We start from the raw sequence: 21,238 nt of genomic DNA, 5'->3' as shown, positions 1-21,238 counted from the left end.
TTCTCTGCTCAGCCGGTTATTGCGCGCTGGCGCCGAACCACTTCTTGACGATCGCCGCATACGTGCCGTCGGCCTTGATCTTCGCCAGCGCCGTGTTGAATGCGGTCTTCAGTTGCGGTTCGTCCTTGCGCACGGCGATGCCATAGGCTTCAGTCGTCAGCTGCTTGTCGAGCACGTGGAAACCACCGCGCGTCTTCGCGAACTGATAGGCAGCGGGTTTGCCGGTCACGGCCGCATCGGCGCGGCCAATGCCGACCAGGTCGAACATTTCCTGATTCTTCTCGACTTCGACGCGGTTGATTTGCGGGAAGTTGTCGCGCAGGAAATTGACCGATTTCGTACCCACCTGGACCGACACTTTCTTGCCGTTCAGATCGGCCACAGATTTTATCGGCGAACCGTCTTTCACCAGCACGACGAGGCCGCCCGCATAGTACGAATCAGTGAAGTCGATCACCTTCGCCCGTTCGTCGGTGATATAGATGCCGGAAATCGCCGCGTCGAAACGATGCGCGATCAGACCCGGAACCAGACCTTTGAAGTCGATATCGATCCATTGCACGCGTTTGCCCATGGCTTTCGCGAGTGCATTCATCACGTCGACGTCGAAGCCGGTGCGTGCGCCGTTTTCGGTGTATTCCATCGGCGGGAAGGTCGCGTCGGTGGCGACATTCAGCACGTCCGCCGTTTGGGCGGACGCCGCACCGGAAAAGCCGGCAAAAGTCACCGCAATGGTGACGCATGCGAGGGACAACAGTCGATTCAGTTTCATGGGAGGGCTCCTGGTGGTTCGTTCAACTCGTTCGTTTCGTTCGCTTCGTTTGTTTCTTTCGCTTCGTTCAGTTCGTTCGGTATCCAGATCGAATTCTGGCCGTAGCGGTCTTGCCCGATCAATCGGTTTGCATATGCCCGGAAATAGCGCGGGCCGTGCGTAGCGTCCCGTCGATGAATTGGCTTTCGCGGCCGACGGCGCGCGTGGACGGCGCCATCAGCGTGATCGACGCGCTGCTGCCCGCGCCGCGTCCGCTGCGATGAAAGATCGGGGCGCTCACGCCCCACACGCCCGGATCGACCTCGCTGTCGCTAACGGCGTAGCCTTGAGCGCGAATCTGTTCGAGTTCGGCTTCGATCGCGGCACGGCCGGCCGGGTCGTTGTGGAACTCGCTATCGAGCACTTCAGTGCGTGCCTTGTCGGCCATGAACGCCAGCAGCGATTTCGCCGAAGCGCCGGCTTTCAGCGGCACGGCTCGGCCTTTTTCGAACGAGCAGCGCAACGAGTGCTGACTGTCGACCATCTCCAGGCACATCACCTGATGCTTGACCGCGACCACAAGGCCGATGCTTTCTTGCGACGCGCGCGCCAGTTGTTGCATTTCGCTGCGGCTCGCTTCGACGAGCAGGGAATTCACATCGAAGCCGAGTGCAAGCTGCAGGCTGATCGGACCCGGTGCATAGTGACCCGCGTTTTCCGCGACGAAACCCCAGCGTTTGAGCAAGGCGATCTGCCGGTACAGCGTGCTTTGCGCGAGACCGGTGACGGCGAGCAGATCCTTGACGGACATGGCCTTGCCATGACTGGCGAGTGCCGCCAGCACTAGCAGCACGCGTTCGGCCCCTGTCACACCCTGTTCCGCGTTCACGATGAAAACTACCCACAATGAATAATGGGATCAGAATGCCAGAACATTCTCGGATTTCAAAAAATGGATTCCCGCTGGATGGGAATGACGGGAGAGGGTTTTCCCCGAAAGTGGGATAAAAGAGTGTGCCGAAGCACGCGCGCGGCGTGTCGAACGAATTCGTGTGATCAGAAAGCGGCTTGCTGGAAGGGTTAAAGCGCCAACACCGTCACCCCCACCTCAACCCGATGCGCCCCGCCCCCCAGGATCATCCCGCGCAGCAACGACACGTCGCTGTAGTCGCGCCCGATTGCAAGCGTCACGTGGTCCATATCGGCGAGCACGTCATTGGTTGGGTCGAGATCGATCCAGCCACTCTCCGGGCAATACACCGACACCCACGCATGCGAGGCATCCGCGCCGATCAGACGGGGTTGCCCAGGCGGCGGATCGTTGCGCAGATAACCGCTCACGTAGCGCGCCGGCAAACCCAGCGAGCGCAAACAGCCGATCATCACCTGTGCAAAGTCCTGGCACACCCCGCTCTTCAATTCGAAGGCACGCTCGGCAGGCGTGTCGAACATCGTCGCCGAAGGCTTGTAGGCGAAATCTTCGTGAATCCGGTGCATCAGATCGATCGCCCCCGCCACGATCGGCATGCCAGCAGGAAAGCTCGGCAGCGCATACGCGCGCAGCGACGGCCGCGGCACAATGTTCGGCGACGCAAAGCAGAACTCCACCTCGGGCCGGAACTCACCGCCCACACAAAAACGCAGCGCGCTCGCCACCTCGTCCCATTCCGGTGTTTCTTCGGGGTCGAGGTCGGTCCAGCGCGGCAGGAGCGCCACCGTGGTTTCGCTAACGAGTTGCAAGCGCTCGTGCGGGGCGTCCAGCGCGAAGTACAGCACGTCGTTACCGAATGCATCGATACGGCTGGTCTGATACGACGGTTCCGGTTCGATCTTTTCGCTGTGCGAGACCACACGCTGCCATTCACAGGCAATCGGCCGGATTGTCGCGAGATGCTGCGCGGTCTCCACATACGTGGAGTAGTGGTAGGTCGTGCGATGCGACACGGACAACACGGTTGGCGTGTTCTTCATGACCAGACCTGCGATGCCACGGTACTGGCATGACTGAAATAGCGCGCGCTGATCTCATGCGCCGCCGCGCCGGCATAGCCCCCGATCTGATCGCACAGCGCAATCAGGTCGGCGTATGCATCATCTTCGTCGATTGCGCACAGCGATTCGAGCGTCGGCAACGAAGCGGCCGGCGGCATCAATTCCGCAAACGGACGATGCCGCATGCTGCCTGCGGCCACGGCGATCTCGTCGAGCTTTTTGCGCAGACGTTCATAGACACCGTAGACGCCGCGCGGATTGGTGGGTTCGATCACCAGCAGGTCGAGCAAGGCCGGCACCTCGAAGCGGCCCGGATAGAGCGAGCGATACGTCAGCGTGCTGTCGAACAATTGCAGCAGCAGATCGAACCCGGCCGGCGTCGCGAGCTGGCCTTTGTCGGCAACCACGCGCAGGAACGACGTCATCGCGGACACGCGTTCGATGTGACGGCCGGCGAATAGCAGACGCCACGCTTCGTCGCGTGTCATGCGGTCGCCCTGGGCACCGCTGATCGCCGACAATTGCACCGACAAGCGTTCGAGCGCGTTCATCAGCGTCACGCGGTCATAACGGTCGTAGCGCTCAGTGCGCTCAGCACGGCCGTTGCCACTCGCGCCGCCCTGCGATGAACCACTACTACTACCGCTACCATTTCCGTTGCCGCTACCGTTGCCGTTAGAACCCGCAGCCGGCATCAAGGTCTGCAACGCATCGCGAAAGTCATTGCGCGCCGCAAGAATCGTGCGCCAATGATCGTTCGACAAACGCCCCCGCACTTCACCGTTCGCACGCGCCTGATAGTTGAGGTTCTGACCAATGCTCGCCGCGCCCGTGCTCTCGCTCAGATTCGCAACCAGCGCGCGCTCGAACGCTTGCGGCGAATGCGGCGAGGACAGGTCGCCGGATTGCACGAGACCGCAATGCGTGGCGAGCTCGACCAGCGTGGGGAACATCGCGTCGGCGTCGTTGCCTTCCAGCGAGCCGAGAATCAGGCGCAACAGTCGCACATTGTTTTCGGCGCGTTCGCCGTAACGTCCGGCCCAGAACAGATTTTCCGCCGCGCGGCTCGACACGGTGCGATGCTTGCGCGCGAGGTCGGCGGGTTGCATCGGCGAAGGCAGCAGCGTGAAGGTCGAGGTTGGCTGACTCGACAACACCCACGTATCGACGCTGCTGCCGCCGTACTGCATCGACACCGTGGCCTGACGCTCGGCGGCCATGCGCGTGAAGCCGCCGGGCATCACGTGCCAGCCTCCGTTCACGTCGGCAATCGCATAGACGCGCAGCACCGACGGACGGCGGCCAATCGTGCCGTCCTCGTAACGCGGGGTGCAGGAAAAGCGCTGCGGCTGCTGGATCGTATAGGTGTCGGGCATCGCCTCGATGCGCTCACGCCACGTCGAGAGCCGCTGGCGGCCCTGTTCGATCCCGGGCGGCGCATCGCGTGGCGCGACCGGCCAGGTCGGCACAATGAACGCTTCGTCCAGACGCGTGAACGCATGCTCGCGCGCCGCCTTTTCGCCGCACCACCAGGTCGCCACGCTCGGCAGCACCAGGTCCTCGTCGAGCAGGACCTCGGCGATGCCCGGCAAAAAACCATGCAAGGCCGGCGATTCGACAAAGCCCGACCCCGGCACGTTCGAGACGATCACATTGCCCGCGCGCATTACCTGCAACAGGCCCGGCACGCCGATGCTCGAATCCGCCCGCAATTCGACCGGGTCGCAGAACGCATCGTCCAGACGGCGCAGCACGACGTGCACGCGTTCGAGACCGGCAAGCGTCTTCAGATACAGCATGTCGTCGCGCACGGTCAGGTCCTTGCCTTCCACCAGCGTAACGCCGAGATAACGCGCGAGAAACACGTGCTCGAAGTAAGTCTCGCTAAACGGCCCGGGCGTGAGCAACGCGATATGCGGCGAACCGTCGGCCCCCGAACTGTCGGGCTGCATGGTGGCCTGCGCGGCTTGCACGAGCGTTGCGATCAGTTGCGAATAGGTCGGCGCAAGGCGGCTCACATGCATCGCGCGGAACGGATCGGCGAACAGCGTCGAGACGATCAGCCGGTTTTCCAGCGCATAACCGAGACCCGATGGCGCCTCGGTGCGATGCGCCATGACGGTCCACTGACCGCCGGGCGTACGCGCCAGATCGACGGCGACCACCTGCAGATACTGGCCGCCTGGCGGCGTGAAGCCCTTCACGGAGCGCAGATAACCGGGATGTCCGAACACCAGCGCGGGCGGCAACTGCCCCCGCTCGAGCAAGCTCTGCGGCCCATAAATATCGCCGACGATCGCATTGAGCAGATGCGCGCGCTGCGTCACGCCACGCTCGATATGCGCCCACTCGGCCTCGCTGATCAGGAACGGCAGCAGGTCGAGCGCCCACGGCCGCGGCTCGCCGTTATCCGCGTAGACGTTGTAGCTGATGTCGTTGTCGCGGATCTGCTGCGCGATCGACGCGCGGTGATCCTCCAGTCGCGTAATGCCGTCTTCGCCGAGCCGCTCGAAGAATTGCCGCCACGGTTCGCGCAACGCGCCTGAGGCATCGCGCAACTCGTCCCAGTGTCCTTCGTAGCCCGGCAACAGCCGCAATAAGGACGAAGCGTCCGCACGCGCCGCGGACGCTTCGAAGGGAAAAGTCGATTGAAAGGCCAAGGTCGTGTCGTTCTTAAAAGTGTGCCGTCGCTTTTCAGTCTACCAGGTTACCAGTAGCGCAGGTCCAACGTAAACGGAAACTCGAGGCTGCGCTGCGGTGTGCCGACCGTGAGCGGCCCCGGCGTATGACCAGATGCGAAGAAGCGCGAGCGCCGCCGGCTTTCCGCCTCGTAAGCGTTGACCGGGAAGGTCTCATAGCTGCGCCCGCCCGGATGAGCGACATGATACTGGCATCCGCCCACCGAGCGGCCGGTCCATGTATCGACCAGATCGAAGGTGAGCGGCGCATCCACGCCGATGGTCGGATGCAGGGCCGAGGGTTGCGACCAGGCGCGAAAGCGCACGCCGGCCACATATTCGCTGACGCGGCCGGTCGGCTGCAAGGGCACCGGCACACCGTTCACAGTCAGCACGTGACGGTTGTCGTTCAAACCGAGCGCGTGCACCTCGAGCCTTTCCACCGACGAATCCACGAAGCGCACCGTGCCGCCCGGCGAGCCCTCCTCGCCCATCACGTGCCAGGGTTCGAGCGCATTGCGGATGGTCAGCGAGACGCCGTTCACCGTGGTCTCGCCGACCAGCGGGAAGCGGAATTCGAAGTGCGGCGCGAACCAGCTGCTCTCGAAGGCGAAGCCCGCCTGGTTGAGTTCGCCGAGCACGTCGTCGAAATCCATCTTCGCGAAGGTGCCGAGCAGGAAACGGTCGTGCAGTTCCGTGCCCCAGCGCGTAAGCCGCTGCGTGTACGGCGTGTCCCAGAAGCGCGCCACCAGCGCGCGCAGCAGCAACTGCTGCACGAGGCTCATCCGCGCATGCGGCGGCATTTCGAAACCGCGCAATTCGAGCAGGCCGAGGCGGCCAGTCGGACCATCGGGCGAATAGAGTTTGTCGATGCAGAACTCGGCGCGGTGCGTATTGCCCGTCACGTCGATCAGGATGTTGCGCAACGAGCGGTCGATCATCCATGCGGGCAGATTCGCGCTGTCGCGGCCGCCGAGCAGATCGATCTGCCGCTGCAACTCGCGGAACGCCACTTCGAGCTCGTACACCTGATCGTTGCGCGCTTCGTCGACACGCGGCGCCTGGCTCGTCGGCCCAATGAACAGTCCGGAAAACAGATACGACAGCGAGGGATGGTTGTGCCAATACGCGATCAGGCTGGCCAGCAGATCGGGACGGCGCAGGAACGGACTATCGGCGGGCGTCGCTCCGCCGAGCACGAAGTGATTGCCGCCGCCGGTTCCGGTATGCCGGCCGTCGGTCATGAACTTCTCGCTGCTCAGATAGCTCTCGGCCGCGGACTGATACAGATACTCCGTGTTGTCCACCAGTTGCGCCCAGCTCGAAGCCGGATGAATGTTCACCTCGATCACACCCGGGTCGGGCGTCACCTGCAGGACGTTCAGGCGCGCATCGCGCGGCGGCGGATAGCCTTCGAGCACCACCTTCATCCGCAATTCGGCCGCCGTCGCTTCAATCGCCGCGAGCAGGTCGAGATAGTCGTCGAGTTCGGTGAGCGGCGGCATGAACACATGCAGCAGCGAGCGGCCACTGCCGAACGCCGCGGTTTCCGCCTTCGGACCGGCGGCGCGTTTCGGGTCACGCGCTTCGACGCAGATCGCCGTGCGCAAGGTTTCCTTCGACGACTGCCCGCGCGCCGGCGCCTGGCCGTCGCCCGGTTGCGGGGCAAACGCCAGCACGCCGCTGCCCGGCATGCCGCTCAGCAAATCCGCCGCTGACGACGACAACGCCGCCGCACGCCGCGCATCGGCGGCGCTCAGGCCGCGGAGAGATTCACCCTCACCGTCGCCCTCGTATTGCATGCGCAGTTGTGCCGCCGGGCGCAACGGCACCGGCGGCGCAAACGGATCGTGCGCGTGCTGATACGGATAGTCGGTCTTCGACACCCACGGCAGCGAATCGAGCGGCAGGCGATAACCCATCGGCGAATCGCCAGGAATCAGGAACATGCGTTCGTCGCGGAAGAACCAGCGGCCGCTGACCCACTTCGGCGCCTCGTTCGGCACGTCGCGTTCGCGCGCGAGCGGCAGGACATAGCCGGTTGCGCCGCCCAGCCCCGAATCGAACACGCGCCGCAAGCGCACGCGCTCCAGTTCGTCGTCGAGGCGCGCGTCGAGCGGATCGACGTTGACCGGCAGACGGCGCTCGCGCCACAGGTAGTACCAGACGTCTTCGAAACCGGGCTGGATGTTGTCGTGGTCGAGCGCCAGCCTGGTTGCCAGATGGGAGAGGAAACGTTGGGCGTCGGCGGCCGTGTAGGTGCCGGGCTCCCGTTCGTCGGCGAACAGATCGGGGTCGTGCCAGCACGGCTCATCGTCGGCGCGCCAGTAAAGCGACATTGCCCAGCGCGGCAACTGTTCGCCCGGATACCACTTACCCTGGCCGATGTGCAGAAAGCCGTTTGCGCCGTAGCGCGAGCGCAGTTTGTCCATCAGCGCGACCGCGTAGCCGCGTTTGGTCGGGCCGAGCGCGTCGGTGTTCCATTCGGCGGCGTCGCGATCGCGCACCGACACGAAGGTCGGCTCGCCACCCATCGTCAGGCGCACGTCCATGTCGGTCAGCCGCCGGTCGACCTGCGCGCCCATGTTCAGCACGTCGTTCCACACTTCTTCGCTGAACGGCCGGGTGACGCGCGGCGTCTCCAGCACCCGTTCAATCGACATGGTGTGTTCGAACTCGACTTCGGATTCGTCCACCGCGCCGGAAATCGGCGCCGCGCTGCCGGGTTCAGGTGTGCAGGCGACCGGAATATGGCCCTCCCCGGCAAGCAGGCCGGAGGTCGGATCGAGGCCGACCCAGCCCGCGCCCGGCAGGTACACCTCGCACCATGCGTGCAGGTCGGTGAAGTCGACTTCGGTGCCGCTCGGGCCGTCGATGGATTTGACGTCCGGTGCGAGTTGCAGCAGATAGCCGGAGACAAAGCGCGCCGCCAGCCCCAGTTGCCGCAGCGTCTCGACCAGCAGCCAACCCGAATCGCGGCACGAGCCCGCGGCGCTCACGAGCGTTTCCTCGGGCGTCTGCACGCCGGGCTCCATACGGATCAGGTAGCGAATCTCGCGTTGCAGCCGCTGATTCAGCGCAACGAGGAAGTCCGCGGTGACCATCGGCGTGCGGTCGATACTCGCGACGAACTCGGCAAAGCGCGGCGTCATGGGCCGCTTGATCAGGTACGGCGCGAGTTCCAGCGCGAGGCCGGGCGCATACTCGAACGGAAACTGTTCCGCCGACGGCTCGAGAAAGAAGTCGAACGGGTTATAGACGGCCATCTCGGCGACCAGATCCACGGTCACCTTGAATTCGCGCGTCTTCTCGGGAAACACCAGACGCGCCTGATAGTTGGCGAACGCGTCCTGCTGCCAGTTGATGAAGTGCTCGGCCGGTTCGACCCGCATCGAATAAGACAGAATCGGCGTCCGGCAATGCGGCGCAGGCCGCAGACGCACGACCTGGGGCGACAGCGCGACCAGCCGGTCGTAGCGGTAATGTGTGACATGATTCAACGCGACGCGTATGGACACACGAGACTCCTGGACAAAGGATGGCAGCCCGCCAAAAAGCAAGCTTCATGCCGTTTATAGAACAAGCGCGAAAAACCGCGTGAACTGCCCGTACCGCCCGGACTACCGCCTGCTACGAAGTTTGCCGCGTCGCTCGATCGTCCGGTCGATCGATCAGCGCGCCTTTCCACCGCCTTTTCGGCTGCCGCGCACCAAAGCGGCGCAGCGCCGATGCACGATCATGTACGTAATGTGCGTTAAACCGGTGACGTCTGGCAATTGCGGCATGAAGATTGCGAATGGACCTCACGCCTTCACCGTCACCCACCACCTGGCCCGATCGATGAGAACCTTCCACTGCAATCGCTGCACGCACCTCGTGTTCTACGAGAACGTCCGATGCGAACGGTGCGAGTCCTTGCTCGGATATGTGCCTGAACTGGCTGAAATCAGCAGCTTCGAAGAAGCCGGTGAAGGGCTCTGGCGTAGTCTGCATCCCCGTGCCGAGGGCGCGCTGTTCCGGCAGTGCCACAACTACGCGGTCGAAAACGTCTGCAACTGGATGATCCCCGCCGACTCGCCCGACACGCTGTGCCGTGCCTGCCAGCTCACGCGCACGATTCCGAATCTGAGCGTGCCGGACAACCGGCTCTACTGGTACCGGCTGGAGATGGCGAAGCGACGTCTGCTGTACACACTCGCCGCGCTCGGCCTCGAAGTCCGGTCCGATCAGACCGACCCGGAGCATGGCCTGGCGTTCGAATTCCTCGAGGACGGCGACGACGGTTCGCCGGTCATGACCGGCCACGACAACGGTCTCATCACCCTGAACATCGCCGAAGCCGACGACGCCTACCGCGAAAAGGTGCGCAGCGCGATGGGCGAGCCCTATCGTACGCTGCTCGGCCACTTCCGCCACGAGACAGGCCACTACTACTTCAGCCAGCTGGTGGAAAACGATCCGCGCCGGCTCGCGCCCTACCGCAAGCTGTTCGGCGACGAACGCGCCGATTACAGCGAGGCGCTGACGGCCTACTACCGCGATGGCGCACCGGCGGAATGGCAGGCCTCGTACATCAGCGCCTATGCAACGATGCATCCCTGGGAAGATTGGGCCGAGACGTGGGCGCACTACCTGCTGATCGTCGACGTGCTGGATACGTCGACCTCGTACGGCCTCGCCCTGTTGCCCGACGACCCGAGCGAGCCGACGCTGACCGACCGCACGCCCGTGGAAGACGCGAGCTTCGAGAATCTGATGAAGCGCTGGTTCCCGCTCACGTATGCGTTGAACAGTCTGAACCGCAGTCTCGGCATGCCCGACGGTTATCCGTTCACGCTGGCCTCGCCGGTGGTGGACAAGCTGCGCTTCGTCCATCGGGTGATTGCCGCGGCCGGCGATAAAACGCCGCTTCGGCAAGCCACAAAAAAGCCCGCCGCCGAATAAACCGGCAGCGGGCTTGTTCCCAACGGCGCCAAACCTGGCTGTCGCCCGTCGCTCAATACGCGAGTTCCGTAGGCAACCTCAGTGGGTGACCTCGGTGGGCAACCTCGGTACGTAACCTCAGCAGGCAACCTCAATAAGCAACATAAGGCCCCGCCCCGCCAGGCGTCGTCTGTTGCTCGACGGCGGCATACACATTACGGCCGTAGAAGAATGGCAGGCCCCAGTCGAAAACCGGCGACTTCACAAAGGCCGGACCCGCCAGCAGCGGCAACGCCGAATCGCCGCTGTACGTCTGCGAAATCGTGTTGGCATTGCCGACGCTGAAGTTCACCGTGCTGGTCGTGCCGTTCACCCCCTGAATCATCGCGCTCAACGCCTGGGTCGACACCGGGCAGTAGTACGCGTTGTTGGGGCTCGCGCAGGCCGGCATGGCACTGGTCTGGAAGAACAGGCCCGTCGAGCCGCTATCCAGAATACTGCTCGAATACGTCGTGCCGTTCTGCGCCGTCGTGAACGTGCCGTTCGACGGACTCACGCCGATCACCTGTGCGCTGCCTAGCGAATTGTTGCTCTGCGTGCCGATGCCGAACACCAGTTGCCCGCTCACCGTCTGCGCGCCGCCCGACACCATGGGCAGGCTCAACATCGAGCCGTTATTGTCGGTCGCGAAATACGGAATCGGGTTGGCGACCTGCAGCGCTTCGGCGAGCGGAATCGCCTGGCAGGGCGTGCTGTTGCAACCGTAATACGTACCGGTCACCGCCTGCTGCACACAGTTCGCGCCGCAGTCATGCTTGAACACGCCGATCCCCAGAATGCCGTTGGCCTGCAACGCGCCCGGCGTGTTGCGCGACGCACCGAACGTCGCGCAATCCGAGGGCAAGGACGCGTAGTTCGGATCGATCACCTGGATCGGCAACGAGGCCGCTTTTTCGCCGGCGATCTGCAGGTCGGCGAGCTTCACCGAACCCCACGTGTAGCCGTCGAAGAACTGCATGCATTCGGCAACCAGATTGCCCGAGCCGTCCTTCTGTTGCGGCAGCGCCATCGAAGCGGGCAATTGCGAGGCGAACACACGCACGCCCCACGACCCGGTATCCACCAGAACGTGATCGATGGTCTGGCACTGGCTGGTGCCGGGCGCGCAAATCGTGATGCTGACGAACGGCATGTTCGGCACGTTGCTCACGCCGGAGTCGACCGTCACGCGCACGGCATTGGCGGCAATCACTTGCGGCGCCGGCGAAGTATTGGTAACGGTGGGACCGGCCGCAAGGCTCGTCGTGCCGCTCGAATTCGCGGACGCGCCAGAACCGCTGGAGCCGCCGCCTCCGCCGCCGCAGGCACTGACGAGCAACGCGAGCAGTGCCGCGCACAACAAGGTCACAAACGAAGACGTATGACGCATGATCCGCTCCGTTATTGAATGACGCCGACATCGACGCCCGCGGGCACCGCTTGCGGCAGATAGGCATGGCCGGCGAACGCGCGCAGATGACCGCCGGAGTAGACGACCAGGTCGTTGCTGGACACCGCGAGCGGCGTGCCGCGGCGGGTTGCGGTGGCGGCGACGTACTGGTCGAACGACGCGCCCAGCATGGACTTCAGATCCGGCAGCGTCGGCCCTTCCCACGCGACACCGAAGACGATGCCGTTGGGCGCAACGTACTCGCGCACCTGCGTGCCGGACGGCATCGTAATCAGGTGTACCGAATACGCGCTTTGTGTAGTCGCCGTATGAGCCACTGCGCGAAGGCGCATCTGATCGCTGTCGACAGTGCTGACGTTCTGGCCGAGCGTAGCGTGCGCGGCAAACGACAGCACGCAGCCGGCCCCGAGCATTGCGCGAGCAATGCTGGTAGAGAGCATCGGTTTCAAGAGATTTCCTTCGAGGTGAAACGCTCGCGAGCGGCAGGTGAGCCGATCCCGAACGGAAATTCAGGGGCGCACTCCAGACCGGCGGTGCCGGTATTGCATTCACACCGGTTGGGTTGCGTGAATGCGTCTACGGAGTGGCGGCGCGAAACTTTAGGCACCGCGAAGCGGCGCGGCAATCGTTTGCGCGATGATTTAAACCTTCTGCTGGCGACCTTCCGGTCGAATCTGTTTGATCTGTGAAGACGGGATCGCCAAGGGACGGCGCTCAGACGCCTATTTTTCCGGGGCAGCCCGTTTAAAGCGAACACACGCAAAAAATAACAGGGCCACAGAAGAAAAATATCAATGCGTGTCGCATGAGGCGATCAATGTAAGCGAACGCTGAATAATTCGCGTCGAGCGGCCTGTTTCATCTGATCATTGAGGCGCGTGCCGGCTGCTTTTGTGTGACGAAAAAAACGCGGGGCGAGCACGTTGCGTGAGCGGATATGCGCATCGGCATCCGCAGGATTCAAGGCGGCAAAAAAAATGCCGTGGATAACCTGAAGGTCATCCACGGCACCGGGTGCTTCATGTCGACATCTACGCGTCGCGCTAAATCCGGATCGAGCGATTCGACGCGAGCGCGTCCGTTACTTTTTCTGCTGCTGCAAGAGCGACTTGAGCTCCTGCACGTTTTCTTCCACGCGTTTTGCGATCACCGCATACGACTCAGCTTGCGTCTGATACGCGGCTTGCGCCAACTGCTGCATGTCGGCGAGCGACTTATGCAGGCTTTGCTGGATCAACTCGGCCGCCTTCGCCGGAGGCGCGGCGCCGCCGGCCGACAACTGGCCCGTGAGCGACTGCAGTTCGCCCAGCGTGGTGCGCAGCATCTCGGTCTGTTTTTGCGCGAGCGACTGCATGCCCTGGAAAGCAGTCTGATTCGCCTGAACCAGCGCTTCCACGTCCTTGCGTCGCGCTTCCATGATGGCGGGTACGTCGAAGCCGGGAAGCTTGAACTGCTCCAGCATTTTGGTGAAATCGCCAAACGGATTGGCGGCGTCAGGTCGGTCCATGCGAAATCCTCCTTAACGATTGAATACTCGCCCGCGGTGCATCACCGCGATGGGTTGTTCCGGCTATGCACCCGTGGCGTCGTGTGCGCCGCACTTCCCGCTCAGGCTAGCTGCATCTGGGGTCGGACGGCACATTGGGTCAATCATGCGCTATCCGGCCGCATTGCGCCAGCGGGCACACCCTGGCGTCACACGTCCCACGGGCGGACCGTTTCACGGTTCGGTCACAACAAGGTCACAAGACATGCAAGGCCCCGTAAGTTACGACGCGGCCTCGGTAACCCTACGAAACGCCATCTCGACTATCGTTGCCGATGTGCTGGCGCACTGCCGTGCCGGCACTGTCTCGATGGGAGCGAGATCATGACAAAAGAATGGATCAGCGCGGCACTGGCCGCCGTGTTAACCGTGGCCGCGACTGGCGCGCTGGCACAGGAAGCGGGCGCGCTGCCGCCACCGGCTCTCGCGCAGGGAGAACCGCAGCGCGGCGACGGCCCTCCCGGACCGGGCGGCCGGGGTGGACCGGGTGGACCGCACTGGCAGCAACACGGACCCATGCACCCCGGTTTCGCGGTGATCAACGATCTGGAACAGTTGCGCCGCCTCTATGCAATGAGCGGGCACGAAGGCGAGATCGTAGCCGTGTATCACGAGGTGTTGACCAAGACGCAGGATCCGATGCTGCGCCACTACGTGTACGACTCGCTGGCCCGTGAGCAGTTGAAACCCGCCAATCCCGACCAGGCCATTGCAACGCTGCGCACCAGTCTGTCGGAAGACCTCGTCGCGGCGAACAAGTCGCCGCGCGGCATACCGGCGGGCACCCCGCCGGCGGTGCAATAAAGCGCGGCACACCACGCCGCCGAAGCATCACACGTTCGAACGCCGCACGGGACAGCATGCATGCCGCGCGTCCCGTGCCATTCGTCCTGACACAAAATCAGCTGGAAACGCTTCCGCCAGAAACCCGCGCAGCCGTTCGATGCGCTGCGTTGGCTTTCGCACATAGCCGCCACTCTGCCCACTTCTCATCTTCCGTCAGGTGATTAGGATTAGAGCACCGCAACGCTCGTGTCTGGTGAACAATGCGCTACCCGCTGAATATGGCCGTCGCCGCCGCTCTGCTCGTCTTCGTCCTGTTTTGCATCATCAAGCTCGCCTTGAACTGAAGCCCTCGCCACCGTCGCTTTCACCCCCTCCTGAACCCGCATCACGGCTGCATGTTTCGCCGTGATTCACTGTATTTCGCGGTGACATCGCGCGAAATAATTGTTGAATGGAGTTCGGGAAGTGACTCGCCCATACTTCGTTTCGCTGCCGGTGCGTACGAAAAAAGACGCATGAGATCAAGGGTGTTTTATGTGCGAATGCGCTCCCGATGATCAACGATCACACGGTTGCCCGATCATCGAAAGAGGCGTTCGAACACAACGGCACCGGGTGCCGACGACAGGATGAACATGTTGACTTCAGTGAGTTTCCTCAAAAAGAATGCCGCTCGTTTTGCATGCGTTGCCATGGTCTGCGGCAGCGCGCTCCTGACCGGCTGCGCCGGCGGCAGCATCAACAACGCCACCCAGAACAGCGCAGAGCCGCAAGTGCGCCCGGACAATATTTATGTCTATACCTTCGACAGCAATCCGGATCAGGTGAAACTGGACAACGGCGGCATTCTGAAAAAATTGAAATCGCAATTCGACGGCTCGTCCACCGCGCAAAAACAATCCGCCGACGCGATCGCCGTGCGTGAGCAGGTCGCCAACGAAATCGTGCATCAATTGCAATCGATGGGGCTGCGCGCGATTCGCTCGGACATTCCCGCGCCCGCCGACCAGAACGTCCTGCTCGTGCAAGGCAGCTTCGAGACGATCGACGCAGGCAATCGCCGCCGCCGCGTGCTGATCGGCCTCGGCGCCGGCAAGAGCGAGGTGAGCAGTTCCGTGCAGATTCTGTACAAACCGGCCGGCGGCACCGCGCGGCTGGTGCAGAGCTTCACTGCCACGGGTGACAGCGGTAAGGCACCCGGCATGGCCGAAACCGCGGGCGTAGGCGCGGCGGTTGGCAGCATCGCGACCTCCGCGGCGGTGAGCGGCGCCCTGCACGGCGTATCTGAAACGAAGAAGACCGCTGTTTCAGCCGACGCCACGCGTCTGGCCGACGCCGTGGCCAAACAGGTGGCGCAGATCGGTGTCAGCGGTGGGTGGCTCTCGACGGAACACATCAAGGGCTAAACCAGGCCTGCTCGCAGCGTCGCGGCCGCCTAGCTCAAACTGACCGGCAGATAAAGCCGCGACGCACCGCGCTGGATCAGCAATGCAACGCTGCCGCGCGCCTGACGGATCTGCTCGGCCATTTCGTCGATGGTCGTCACCGGTGTCTCGTTGACTGACAGCACGATGTCGCCGGCCTTTAAACCGGTACGCGTCCCCGTGCTGCTCACCTGCTGAACCAGCAAGCCATGATCGACGCCGAGACTCTGTTGCTCCTGCGGCGTCAGCGGGCGCACCGTCACCCCGAGCCGCGCGGGCCTGGGTGCGATGACGGGCGAACCGTTGCTGTCGAGTTCGCCCACCGTGACCTCGACCGGCACCGTGGCCCGCGAACGCCACACCAGCAGGTTCACTTTCTGGCCAGGCCGGATCTTCGCCACCGTTGTCAGCAGATCCGCCGAGTCGCCGATCTCCACGCCGTTGACAGCCTGCACCACATCGCCCGCACGGAGCCCCGCCAACTCGGCCGGACCACCCGCCTCGACCATACTGATCAGCGCGCCATCCGGCCTCGCGAGCCCAAATGACTGCGCGAGCGACTGGCTGACTTCCTGCACGGCCACCCCTAGACGGCCACGGCTGACGCGGCCGGTCTTCAGCAATTGCTCCTTGACGTTCAGCGCGACGTCGATCGGAATCGCGAACGACAGCCCCTGGTAGCTCCCCGTCTTCGAGTAGATCAGCGAATTGATTGCGATCACCCGTCCATCGAGGTCGAAGAGCGGGCCGCCCGAGTTGCCCGGGTTGATCGGCACATCGGTCTGAATAAACGGAATGTATGCCTCGCCCGGCAGTGAACGGGATTTCGCGCTGACGATGCCGGCGGTAACCGTATTCGCGAACCCGTACGGCGAGCCGATCGCCATCACCCAGTCGCCCACGCTGGTGCGCTCCGGATGGCCGGTTACCACAACCGGCAGGTTGTCGGCGTCGACCTTCAGGAGTGCTACGTCCGATAGCGCATCGCTGCCGATCACCTTGCCCTTGAATTCGCGCTTGTCGGTCAGCTTCACGTCGACCACACTGGCATCGCCGATCACATGGCGGTTGGTCAGGATATAGCCGTCCGCGCTGACAATGAATCCTGATCCCAGACTCACCTCTTCCCGATTGCCAATCACGCGGCGCGCAAGGAATGGCGCGAGCGGATTGCCCGGCGCGATACCTGGCGGAAGTTGCACGCCCATCTGCGTCACTTCGCGCGTCACGCTGATGTTGACCACCGCCGGTCCATAGCGCCGCACGAGCACGGCGAAATTCGGCACCGCCAGTTGCGTCGCGCCCGGCTCGCCGGCCGTGAATGTCTCCTGCGAACCGGCGAAGCTCACCGTCGCGGCACCCGCCAGCGCCAACCCGAACAGAGGTAAAGCCCATCGGATCACCCGCCGCGCGTTGCGTAAGCTGTCCGTCATATGAAGTCCGGCGATAGTCGATCGTTGTGTCAGTTACTGCGCGCTGCCGGCACGGCCTACAGCCGCAGTTCCAGATAAGACTTGCTGCACCACTTCACATTCGCTCCCGCCCTAGCGTCCGACCGGCACTGCCGGCAGCGGTTGCGGCCGTTGCGGCGTGATCGACTTGCCCCAGTTCGCACCAAACCGGTTGCGCTCGGCCGACAGGTTGAACGTGCCGACCCGGTTGGAGGGGCCATTAGCCAGCGCCTGCGCCGCGCTCTGCGAAGCGGGTGCATCGGGCGGCGTGGTGGGCGTAAGCTGCTGGCTCAGGCAATCGTATGAGAGAGTCCGCTCGCCCCCGACCTCCACATCGACACACACGCGTTTCGAAGCCAACCCCGCTGACGGCGAAGCCGGCGACACCTGCGCGAAGGCGAGCCCGCAGGGCAGCAGACAGGCCGCCGCCATCATCACGAACCTCGCGCGCATTTCACCGTACGCTTCACTGTGTATTTCACTGCGCATTTCACTGTGTATGCCGCTCGCCTCGCGCATCATTCCTCCGCTCCGGGGGTCTGTTCGCCGCGCCTGCTCCGCTCACGCTCATAGCCGTCGATAAACCGGTTGAACATTCTGATCTGCGTCTGCCGCAAGCGGGGCGCGACGCAATCCGCGAGTCGTTCAATGCGTTCCACCGGCTCCCAGAACAGAATATCCGCCGAGGTCGGAAACGGCGTGTGCAGCGGCTCCCGATACGTCACTCTGAACAGCCCCGGCGGCACGCGCCGTTCCTCATGCCAAAGATCGCCTACATCGCGGACGCTGCCGTCGAACCAGATGCGGATACGCGCCCGCTCGTCGCGGTCGTGGACGCTGATGAAGCCCGCCAATGCCAGCAGCACATAAGGCGCATCGCGTTCATCGAATGCCGGATAGCGCCACAGATCCACCACGTCGGCGTATTCGATCAGGCGGGCGAAGCGCTCCAGCGTCAAGGACGGCGCCGCGTGCCGTGCGATCCGGTAATGACGCTGCCAATGCTGCAGAAAGCGCTCGCGATGGAGCGCGCCGGCTGCTCCCTGTGCTGAGCCGCTTGGGTTCGCGCCTGGGTTCGCGCTTGCGTTCACGTCAACGCCTACGCTCGCGTTCACCGCCAGCCCGGCCGGATCGTAACTCGGCGTGGAGAGCGGACATCGCGCATCGTCGGCGCTCTCGAGATGCCGGTAGTACCGATATCCACCACGCCGCCGATGCGTAAACACCAGCTCGGCAAGACACAGCGGGCAGCGCGGATTGGGCGTCGCGGCCGGCTGCACCGCCACCGCCTCCGCCTCTGTGGTCCGCGCGTGAGCGCCGTAAGCTTCGACGTAGCGCTCATCGAGCGGATGCCAGCCTTTATCCACGGTCTCCGTCCTATGCCGGTCGCGCTTATTGCGCGGCGGTGAGCGCTTTTTTCAACGCATCTTCATTGATGGCGACCGTGTCCGGACCGACCTGCTTCGCCAGATACGCCTGGATGTTCTGCTGAGTGCGCTGCCGGCGCAGCATCGCGCGCAGTTGATCCTTGACATCGGCCAGCGGACGCACGCCGGCGGCCCGGGTGTCGACGAGCTTCACCACGTGAAAGCCGGCCGTCGTTTCGATCGGTGCGGAGACGTCTCCCGGTTTCATCGACTCGGCCGCCTTGCGGATTTCCGGCAGGAGCACACTCTCCGGTACGAAACCCATGTCGCCTCCCTGACTCGCGCTGGGCTTGTCCTGCGAATTCGCCGCCGCCAGCGCGGCGAAATCGGCCCCGCTCGCATGAGCCTGGCGCGCGAGCATGTCGGCCTGCTTACGTGCCTTGGTACGCGTTGCGGCATCGGCACCGGGTGGAACCGCAATATAGATCTGCGCAAAATGAAGCGCGCGCGGTGTGCCAAAAACGGCGCGATTCTGATCGTACGCGGTCTGAATTTCGGCATCCGAAGGATAATCGGCGGGCGGCGTCGCAACCGAAGCCAGATAGCTTCGCATCAACGTATCACGCTCGGCCTGCTCGACCATCTGCCTGACTTCCGGCTGCTGGTCCCAACCCTTGGCCTTGACTTCGGCAACCACCACCGATTGCGCGAGCCGCGCGCGCACGAGCTGATCGAGGCTCGCCGGATCGGCGGCGAGACGCTCCCGGGTCGCGGCATCGAGCGACTTGAGCAAGGTGGTCATTTGCGCCTGCGTGACCGAAGTCTGACCGGCGCTCGCGACGACCGCGCTCTGTGCGGACACAAGCAAAGGCGCGCTGAGCGCGCACGCGCCCGCGAGCATCAGGAATCGTTTCATGTGCTACTCCTGCGAATCGGGCCGGCGCGCGGCAAGCGCCACCGCGCCGTGACCGGGTTGTTCCAGTTGTTCCTGCTGTCCGGGGCGTCCGGGGCGTCCGTTCAGCACTTCTCCTGCCGACGTGTCCGAGAGATGAAGACACACCACCAGCGGTTGCCGCATTCCACGCGGCGGTATCCCGGCGCTTTGTTCGAGCAGCAAGGTGCGCAGGTCGGCGTCAGCCTGCTCGTTGCCGAGCGGCGTGAACACCACCCGTACGACGTGCCCGCCTGCATCGAACCACGCCTTGACGCTCAGCACGGGTGGCATATCGGCGACGTGGCCGTCGGACGCGGCGCGTTGTTCGAAGAACGCATGAAACCGCTGGGCCTCGGGGCTCTCCCCTTCAAGCGCGTGCTGAAACTGTTGCGACACCTGGTGAGCGTACGCGACCCATGCCTGCGGTGCCTGCGCGGCCGGCACCGGCTGCTGCGACTGGGCATGCGCCCCCGCACCGAACAGAGCGAGCAGCGCCGCACCGAGCGCGCGCAACCCGTGGCGCTTGCGGTGTTCGCGCGTCACTGCAGCGTCGCCTTGCCGTCGGCCGAAACGCTCGGCGATTGCTCGGATTGCACGCCCTGGAGCCCACCCGACGCGTCGCGTCCGCTGGATTCGCCCGCTGCCTGGGCGCGCGCCGCATCTTCGGCGGCGGCCATTGCCGGCCGGTTGCGCAGATGCAGCAAGAATTCCTGAATCAGCCGGTCCCACAACTCGATAGTCGACAGCAGATGACGCATGCTCACGCCGCCCGCCACCACCACGTCCATTTCGAGCAGCAGAAATTGTCCATGTGCCGCGAGCCGCGCAAAGCGCTTGGTGCGGTTCCAACTGGCGACCAGATCCGCCGGCAGGTCACCTTGCACCTGCATCGCGCAACTCAGTGTGTAGTCGATGTACACCGGCGTGCCGTCAGCCGCCAGCGCAACACCCGGCTGCACACCATTGCCGAAGCGCACCACAAAGCCCACGCCCTGGCTCGCGCTCATCAGTTGCATGACACCGTTCTGTTCGGCGGCCGTGACGCGATAGCCCGCCGACTTGAGCACGTCGGCGAGTTGCTCGACGCCAATCGAATCGATCAGGTCCGGCGTGACTCCCTGTGCGGCGTGTTGATTGACGTTCACTTCGCTGGATTTGTCTAGTGTGCTCATCATGTCATCCGTATCGGTTATTCAGGATTCTTAATTTGCTTGCTTCGCAGCGGCAGCGGGAGGTGCCGCTGCAGGATCGGACGAAGCCCTCGCCGGCATGGCGGCGGGATTGAAACGGCCGGCATGCAGTGCATCGCCGTAACGCTGCGCAATGTCGTCGTATTTCACGCGTGTGCTCTGTGCGAACGGCTCACGCGATTTGAAGATCGTGCCGAAACCGACATGCTCATAGGCATCGAGAATGTCATGACCGACCTGATCCAACTCCGCGTTTTGCGCCTCGCAACGCTGAAGCTGCGCCTCGCGGGCTTTGAGCTCGGCCTGCATCTGCGTACGGTCTGCATCATGCGAGCGTGTGGTGGCAAGCAGATTCTGATACTCGGTGCGCGACTTCTGGAGTTGCTGCGCGTCCTGCGCATGACTGGTTTTCTCGGCCGACAAGGCCCGCTCGGCCGCTACATCGGCGCCCGACTTGCCCTTCGCGGCGGCGAGTTCGGTCTGCGCCTGTTTCAGATCGGCGAGGGCCTTGTCGCGCTGTTGCTCGGCAGTGGTCTTGTCGGCTTGCAACTGCGCCTGTGTGTCCTGCAACTGCCGCAGATCCTGCGTGGTCGAACGCAACTGGGTGCGCAACTTGTCTTCGATACTTTGCGCACAGGCCGGACCCGGCGCGCTCAACAACACGCACAGCAACGCCGATACAGCGATAACCGGTTCGCGCAGCACCGTCAGCCGGCGCGCGCTCAGAGCATTGGGCTTTTTCATAT

The 21,238-nt window shown here is 63.6% G+C and carries 19 protein-coding genes; 3 read left to right on the top strand and 16 right to left on the bottom strand.

Features of this window, described 5'->3' with window-relative positions; all coding sequences use genetic code 11:
• Positions 1-16: 16 nt before the first annotated feature.
• The 5 genes from PQR67_RS12270 to PQR67_RS12250 all read right to left on the bottom strand — a co-directional run bounded on the left by PQR67_RS12270 (position 17) and on the right by PQR67_RS12250 (position 8,939).
• Positions 17-772: a transporter substrate-binding domain-containing protein gene (locus PQR67_RS12270; protein ID WP_408458867.1), complete on the bottom strand. Its 756-nt coding sequence runs from the start codon at positions 770-772 to the stop codon at positions 17-19.
• Positions 773-890: 118 nt separating this feature from the next.
• Positions 891-1,640, bottom strand: coding sequence for an IclR family transcriptional regulator (locus tag PQR67_RS12265; RefSeq protein WP_408458864.1), 750 nt, complete (start codon positions 1,638-1,640; stop codon positions 891-893).
• A 191-nt stretch (positions 1,641-1,831) separates the two neighbouring features.
• Positions 1,832-2,722, bottom strand: coding sequence for a transglutaminase family protein (locus tag PQR67_RS12260; protein WP_408458861.1), 891 nt, complete (start codon positions 2,720-2,722; stop codon positions 1,832-1,834).
• On the bottom strand, positions 2,719-5,403 hold the full coding sequence (locus PQR67_RS12255) for a circularly permuted type 2 ATP-grasp protein (protein WP_408458859.1): 2,685 nt from the start codon (positions 5,401-5,403) through the stop codon (positions 2,719-2,721). Before PQR67_RS12255 ends, PQR67_RS12260 begins: the two co-directional genes overlap by 4 nt.
• A gap of 47 nt (positions 5,404-5,450) precedes the next feature.
• Positions 5,451-8,939, bottom strand: a complete 3,489-nt coding sequence (locus PQR67_RS12250; RefSeq protein WP_408458856.1) for a transglutaminase family protein — start codon at positions 8,937-8,939, stop codon at positions 5,451-5,453.
• Between the two features lie 322 nt (positions 8,940-9,261).
• Between PQR67_RS12250 and PQR67_RS12245 the strand changes: the two genes are divergently transcribed.
• Positions 9,262-10,365 carry a zinc-binding metallopeptidase family protein gene (locus tag PQR67_RS12245; RefSeq protein ID WP_408459317.1) on the top strand — a complete coding sequence of 368 codons (1,104 nt, stop codon included), beginning with the start codon at positions 9,262-9,264 and terminating at the stop codon, positions 10,363-10,365.
• A gap of 130 nt (positions 10,366-10,495) precedes the next feature.
• On the opposite strand, the gene PQR67_RS12240 is transcribed toward PQR67_RS12245, so the two are convergent.
• From PQR67_RS12240 to phaP, 4 genes are all read right to left on the bottom strand, one after another.
• Positions 10,496-11,773 carry a DUF3443 domain-containing protein gene (locus PQR67_RS12240; RefSeq protein WP_408458853.1) on the bottom strand — a complete coding sequence of 426 codons (1,278 nt, stop codon included), beginning with the start codon at positions 11,771-11,773 and terminating at the stop codon, positions 10,496-10,498.
• An 11-nt stretch (positions 11,774-11,784) separates the two neighbouring features.
• Positions 11,785-12,234: a DUF2844 domain-containing protein gene (locus tag PQR67_RS12235; protein ID WP_408459314.1), complete on the bottom strand. Its 450-nt coding sequence runs from the start codon at positions 12,232-12,234 to the stop codon at positions 11,785-11,787.
• A gap of 374 nt (positions 12,235-12,608) precedes the next feature.
• Entirely contained in the window at positions 12,609-12,800 is a 192-nt protein-coding gene (locus PQR67_RS12230) for a hypothetical protein (protein ID WP_408458851.1), read from the bottom strand.
• 75 nt (positions 12,801-12,875) lie between these two features.
• On the bottom strand, positions 12,876-13,301 hold the full coding sequence (gene phaP / locus PQR67_RS12225; RefSeq protein ID WP_408294036.1) for a TIGR01841 family phasin: 426 nt from the start codon (positions 13,299-13,301) through the stop codon (positions 12,876-12,878).
• Positions 13,302-13,664: 363 nt separating this feature from the next.
• Here phaP and PQR67_RS12220 point away from each other — a divergent pair, with 363 nt between their 5' ends.
• Positions 13,665-14,144, top strand: a complete 480-nt coding sequence (locus PQR67_RS12220; protein WP_408458848.1) for a hypothetical protein — start codon at positions 13,665-13,667, stop codon at positions 14,142-14,144.
• 617 nt (positions 14,145-14,761) lie between these two features.
• On the top strand, positions 14,762-15,532 hold the full coding sequence (locus tag PQR67_RS12215) for a DUF4410 domain-containing protein (RefSeq protein WP_408458846.1): 771 nt from the start codon (positions 14,762-14,764) through the stop codon (positions 15,530-15,532).
• Between the two features lie 29 nt (positions 15,533-15,561).
• Here PQR67_RS12215 and PQR67_RS12210 read toward each other — a convergent pair whose 3' ends face one another.
• The 7 genes from PQR67_RS12210 to PQR67_RS12180 form a co-directional block, all read right to left on the bottom strand.
• Positions 15,562-16,983, bottom strand: coding sequence for a Do family serine endopeptidase (locus tag PQR67_RS12210; protein WP_408458843.1), 1,422 nt, complete (start codon positions 16,981-16,983; stop codon positions 15,562-15,564).
• A 111-nt stretch (positions 16,984-17,094) separates the two neighbouring features.
• Positions 17,095-17,523 (bottom strand): hypothetical protein, encoded by a 429-nt coding sequence (locus PQR67_RS12205; protein WP_408458840.1) that lies wholly within the window; start codon positions 17,521-17,523, stop codon positions 17,095-17,097.
• Positions 17,520-18,368, bottom strand: a complete 849-nt coding sequence (locus PQR67_RS12200) for a hypothetical protein (RefSeq protein ID WP_408458837.1) — start codon at positions 18,366-18,368, stop codon at positions 17,520-17,522. The genes PQR67_RS12205 and PQR67_RS12200 overlap by 4 nt, the downstream gene beginning before the upstream one ends.
• Before the next feature lie 25 nt (positions 18,369-18,393).
• Positions 18,394-19,284, bottom strand: a complete 891-nt coding sequence (locus PQR67_RS12195; RefSeq protein ID WP_408458834.1) for a peptidylprolyl isomerase — start codon at positions 19,282-19,284, stop codon at positions 18,394-18,396.
• Positions 19,285-19,287: 3 nt separating this feature from the next.
• Positions 19,288-19,845 carry a hypothetical protein gene (locus PQR67_RS12190; protein WP_408458831.1) on the bottom strand — a complete coding sequence of 186 codons (558 nt, stop codon included), beginning with the start codon at positions 19,843-19,845 and terminating at the stop codon, positions 19,288-19,290.
• Positions 19,842-20,474 carry a YbjN domain-containing protein gene (locus PQR67_RS12185; RefSeq protein WP_408459311.1) on the bottom strand — a complete coding sequence of 211 codons (633 nt, stop codon included), beginning with the start codon at positions 20,472-20,474 and terminating at the stop codon, positions 19,842-19,844. The genes PQR67_RS12190 and PQR67_RS12185 overlap by 4 nt, the downstream gene beginning before the upstream one ends.
• A 30-nt stretch (positions 20,475-20,504) precedes the next feature.
• Entirely contained in the window at positions 20,505-21,236 is a 732-nt protein-coding gene (locus PQR67_RS12180) for a hypothetical protein (RefSeq protein WP_408458829.1), read from the bottom strand.
• Positions 21,237-21,238: the final 2 nt, after the last annotated feature.

It is taken from the genome of Paraburkholderia fungorum (assembly GCF_046026025.1).
Lineage (GTDB): Bacteria > Pseudomonadota > Gammaproteobacteria > Burkholderiales > Burkholderiaceae > Paraburkholderia > Paraburkholderia fungorum_E.
Note: the sequence above shows the minus strand (reverse complement) of the source record. Positions and strands in the feature narration are given on the sequence as shown.

Excerpts from the sequence above, each read along its gene's own strand:
- PQR67_RS12270 (WP_408458867.1), bottom strand. The coding sequence starts at position 772 with ATGAAACTGAATCGACTGTTGTCCCTCGCATGCGTCACCATTGCGGTG.
- PQR67_RS12260 (WP_408458861.1), bottom strand. The coding sequence starts at position 2,722 with ATGAAGAACACGCCAACCGTGTTGTCCGTGTCGCATCGCACGACCTAC.
- PQR67_RS12245 (WP_408459317.1), top strand. The coding sequence starts at position 9,262 with ATGAGAACCTTCCACTGCAATCGCTGCACGCACCTCGTGTTCTACGAG.
- PQR67_RS12240 (WP_408458853.1), bottom strand. The coding sequence starts at position 11,773 with ATGCGTCATACGTCTTCGTTTGTGACCTTGTTGTGCGCGGCACTGCTC.
- PQR67_RS12235 (WP_408459314.1), bottom strand. The coding sequence starts at position 12,234 with ATGCTCTCTACCAGCATTGCTCGCGCAATGCTCGGGGCCGGCTGCGTG.
- phaP (WP_408294036.1), bottom strand. The coding sequence starts at position 13,301 with ATGGACCGACCTGACGCCGCCAATCCGTTTGGCGATTTCACCAAAATG.
- PQR67_RS12220 (WP_408458848.1), top strand. The coding sequence starts at position 13,665 with ATGACAAAAGAATGGATCAGCGCGGCACTGGCCGCCGTGTTAACCGTG.
- PQR67_RS12215 (WP_408458846.1), top strand. The coding sequence starts at position 14,762 with ATGTTGACTTCAGTGAGTTTCCTCAAAAAGAATGCCGCTCGTTTTGCA.
- PQR67_RS12210 (WP_408458843.1), bottom strand. The coding sequence starts at position 16,983 with ATGACGGACAGCTTACGCAACGCGCGGCGGGTGATCCGATGGGCTTTA.
- PQR67_RS12205 (WP_408458840.1), bottom strand. The coding sequence starts at position 17,523 with ATGATGCGCGAGGCGAGCGGCATACACAGTGAAATGCGCAGTGAAATA.
- PQR67_RS12195 (WP_408458834.1), bottom strand. The coding sequence starts at position 19,284 with ATGAAACGATTCCTGATGCTCGCGGGCGCGTGCGCGCTCAGCGCGCCT.
- PQR67_RS12185 (WP_408459311.1), bottom strand. The coding sequence starts at position 20,474 with ATGAGCACACTAGACAAATCCAGCGAAGTGAACGTCAATCAACACGCC.
- PQR67_RS12180 (WP_408458829.1), bottom strand. The coding sequence starts at position 21,236 with ATGAAAAAGCCCAATGCTCTGAGCGCGCGCCGGCTGACGGTGCTGCGC.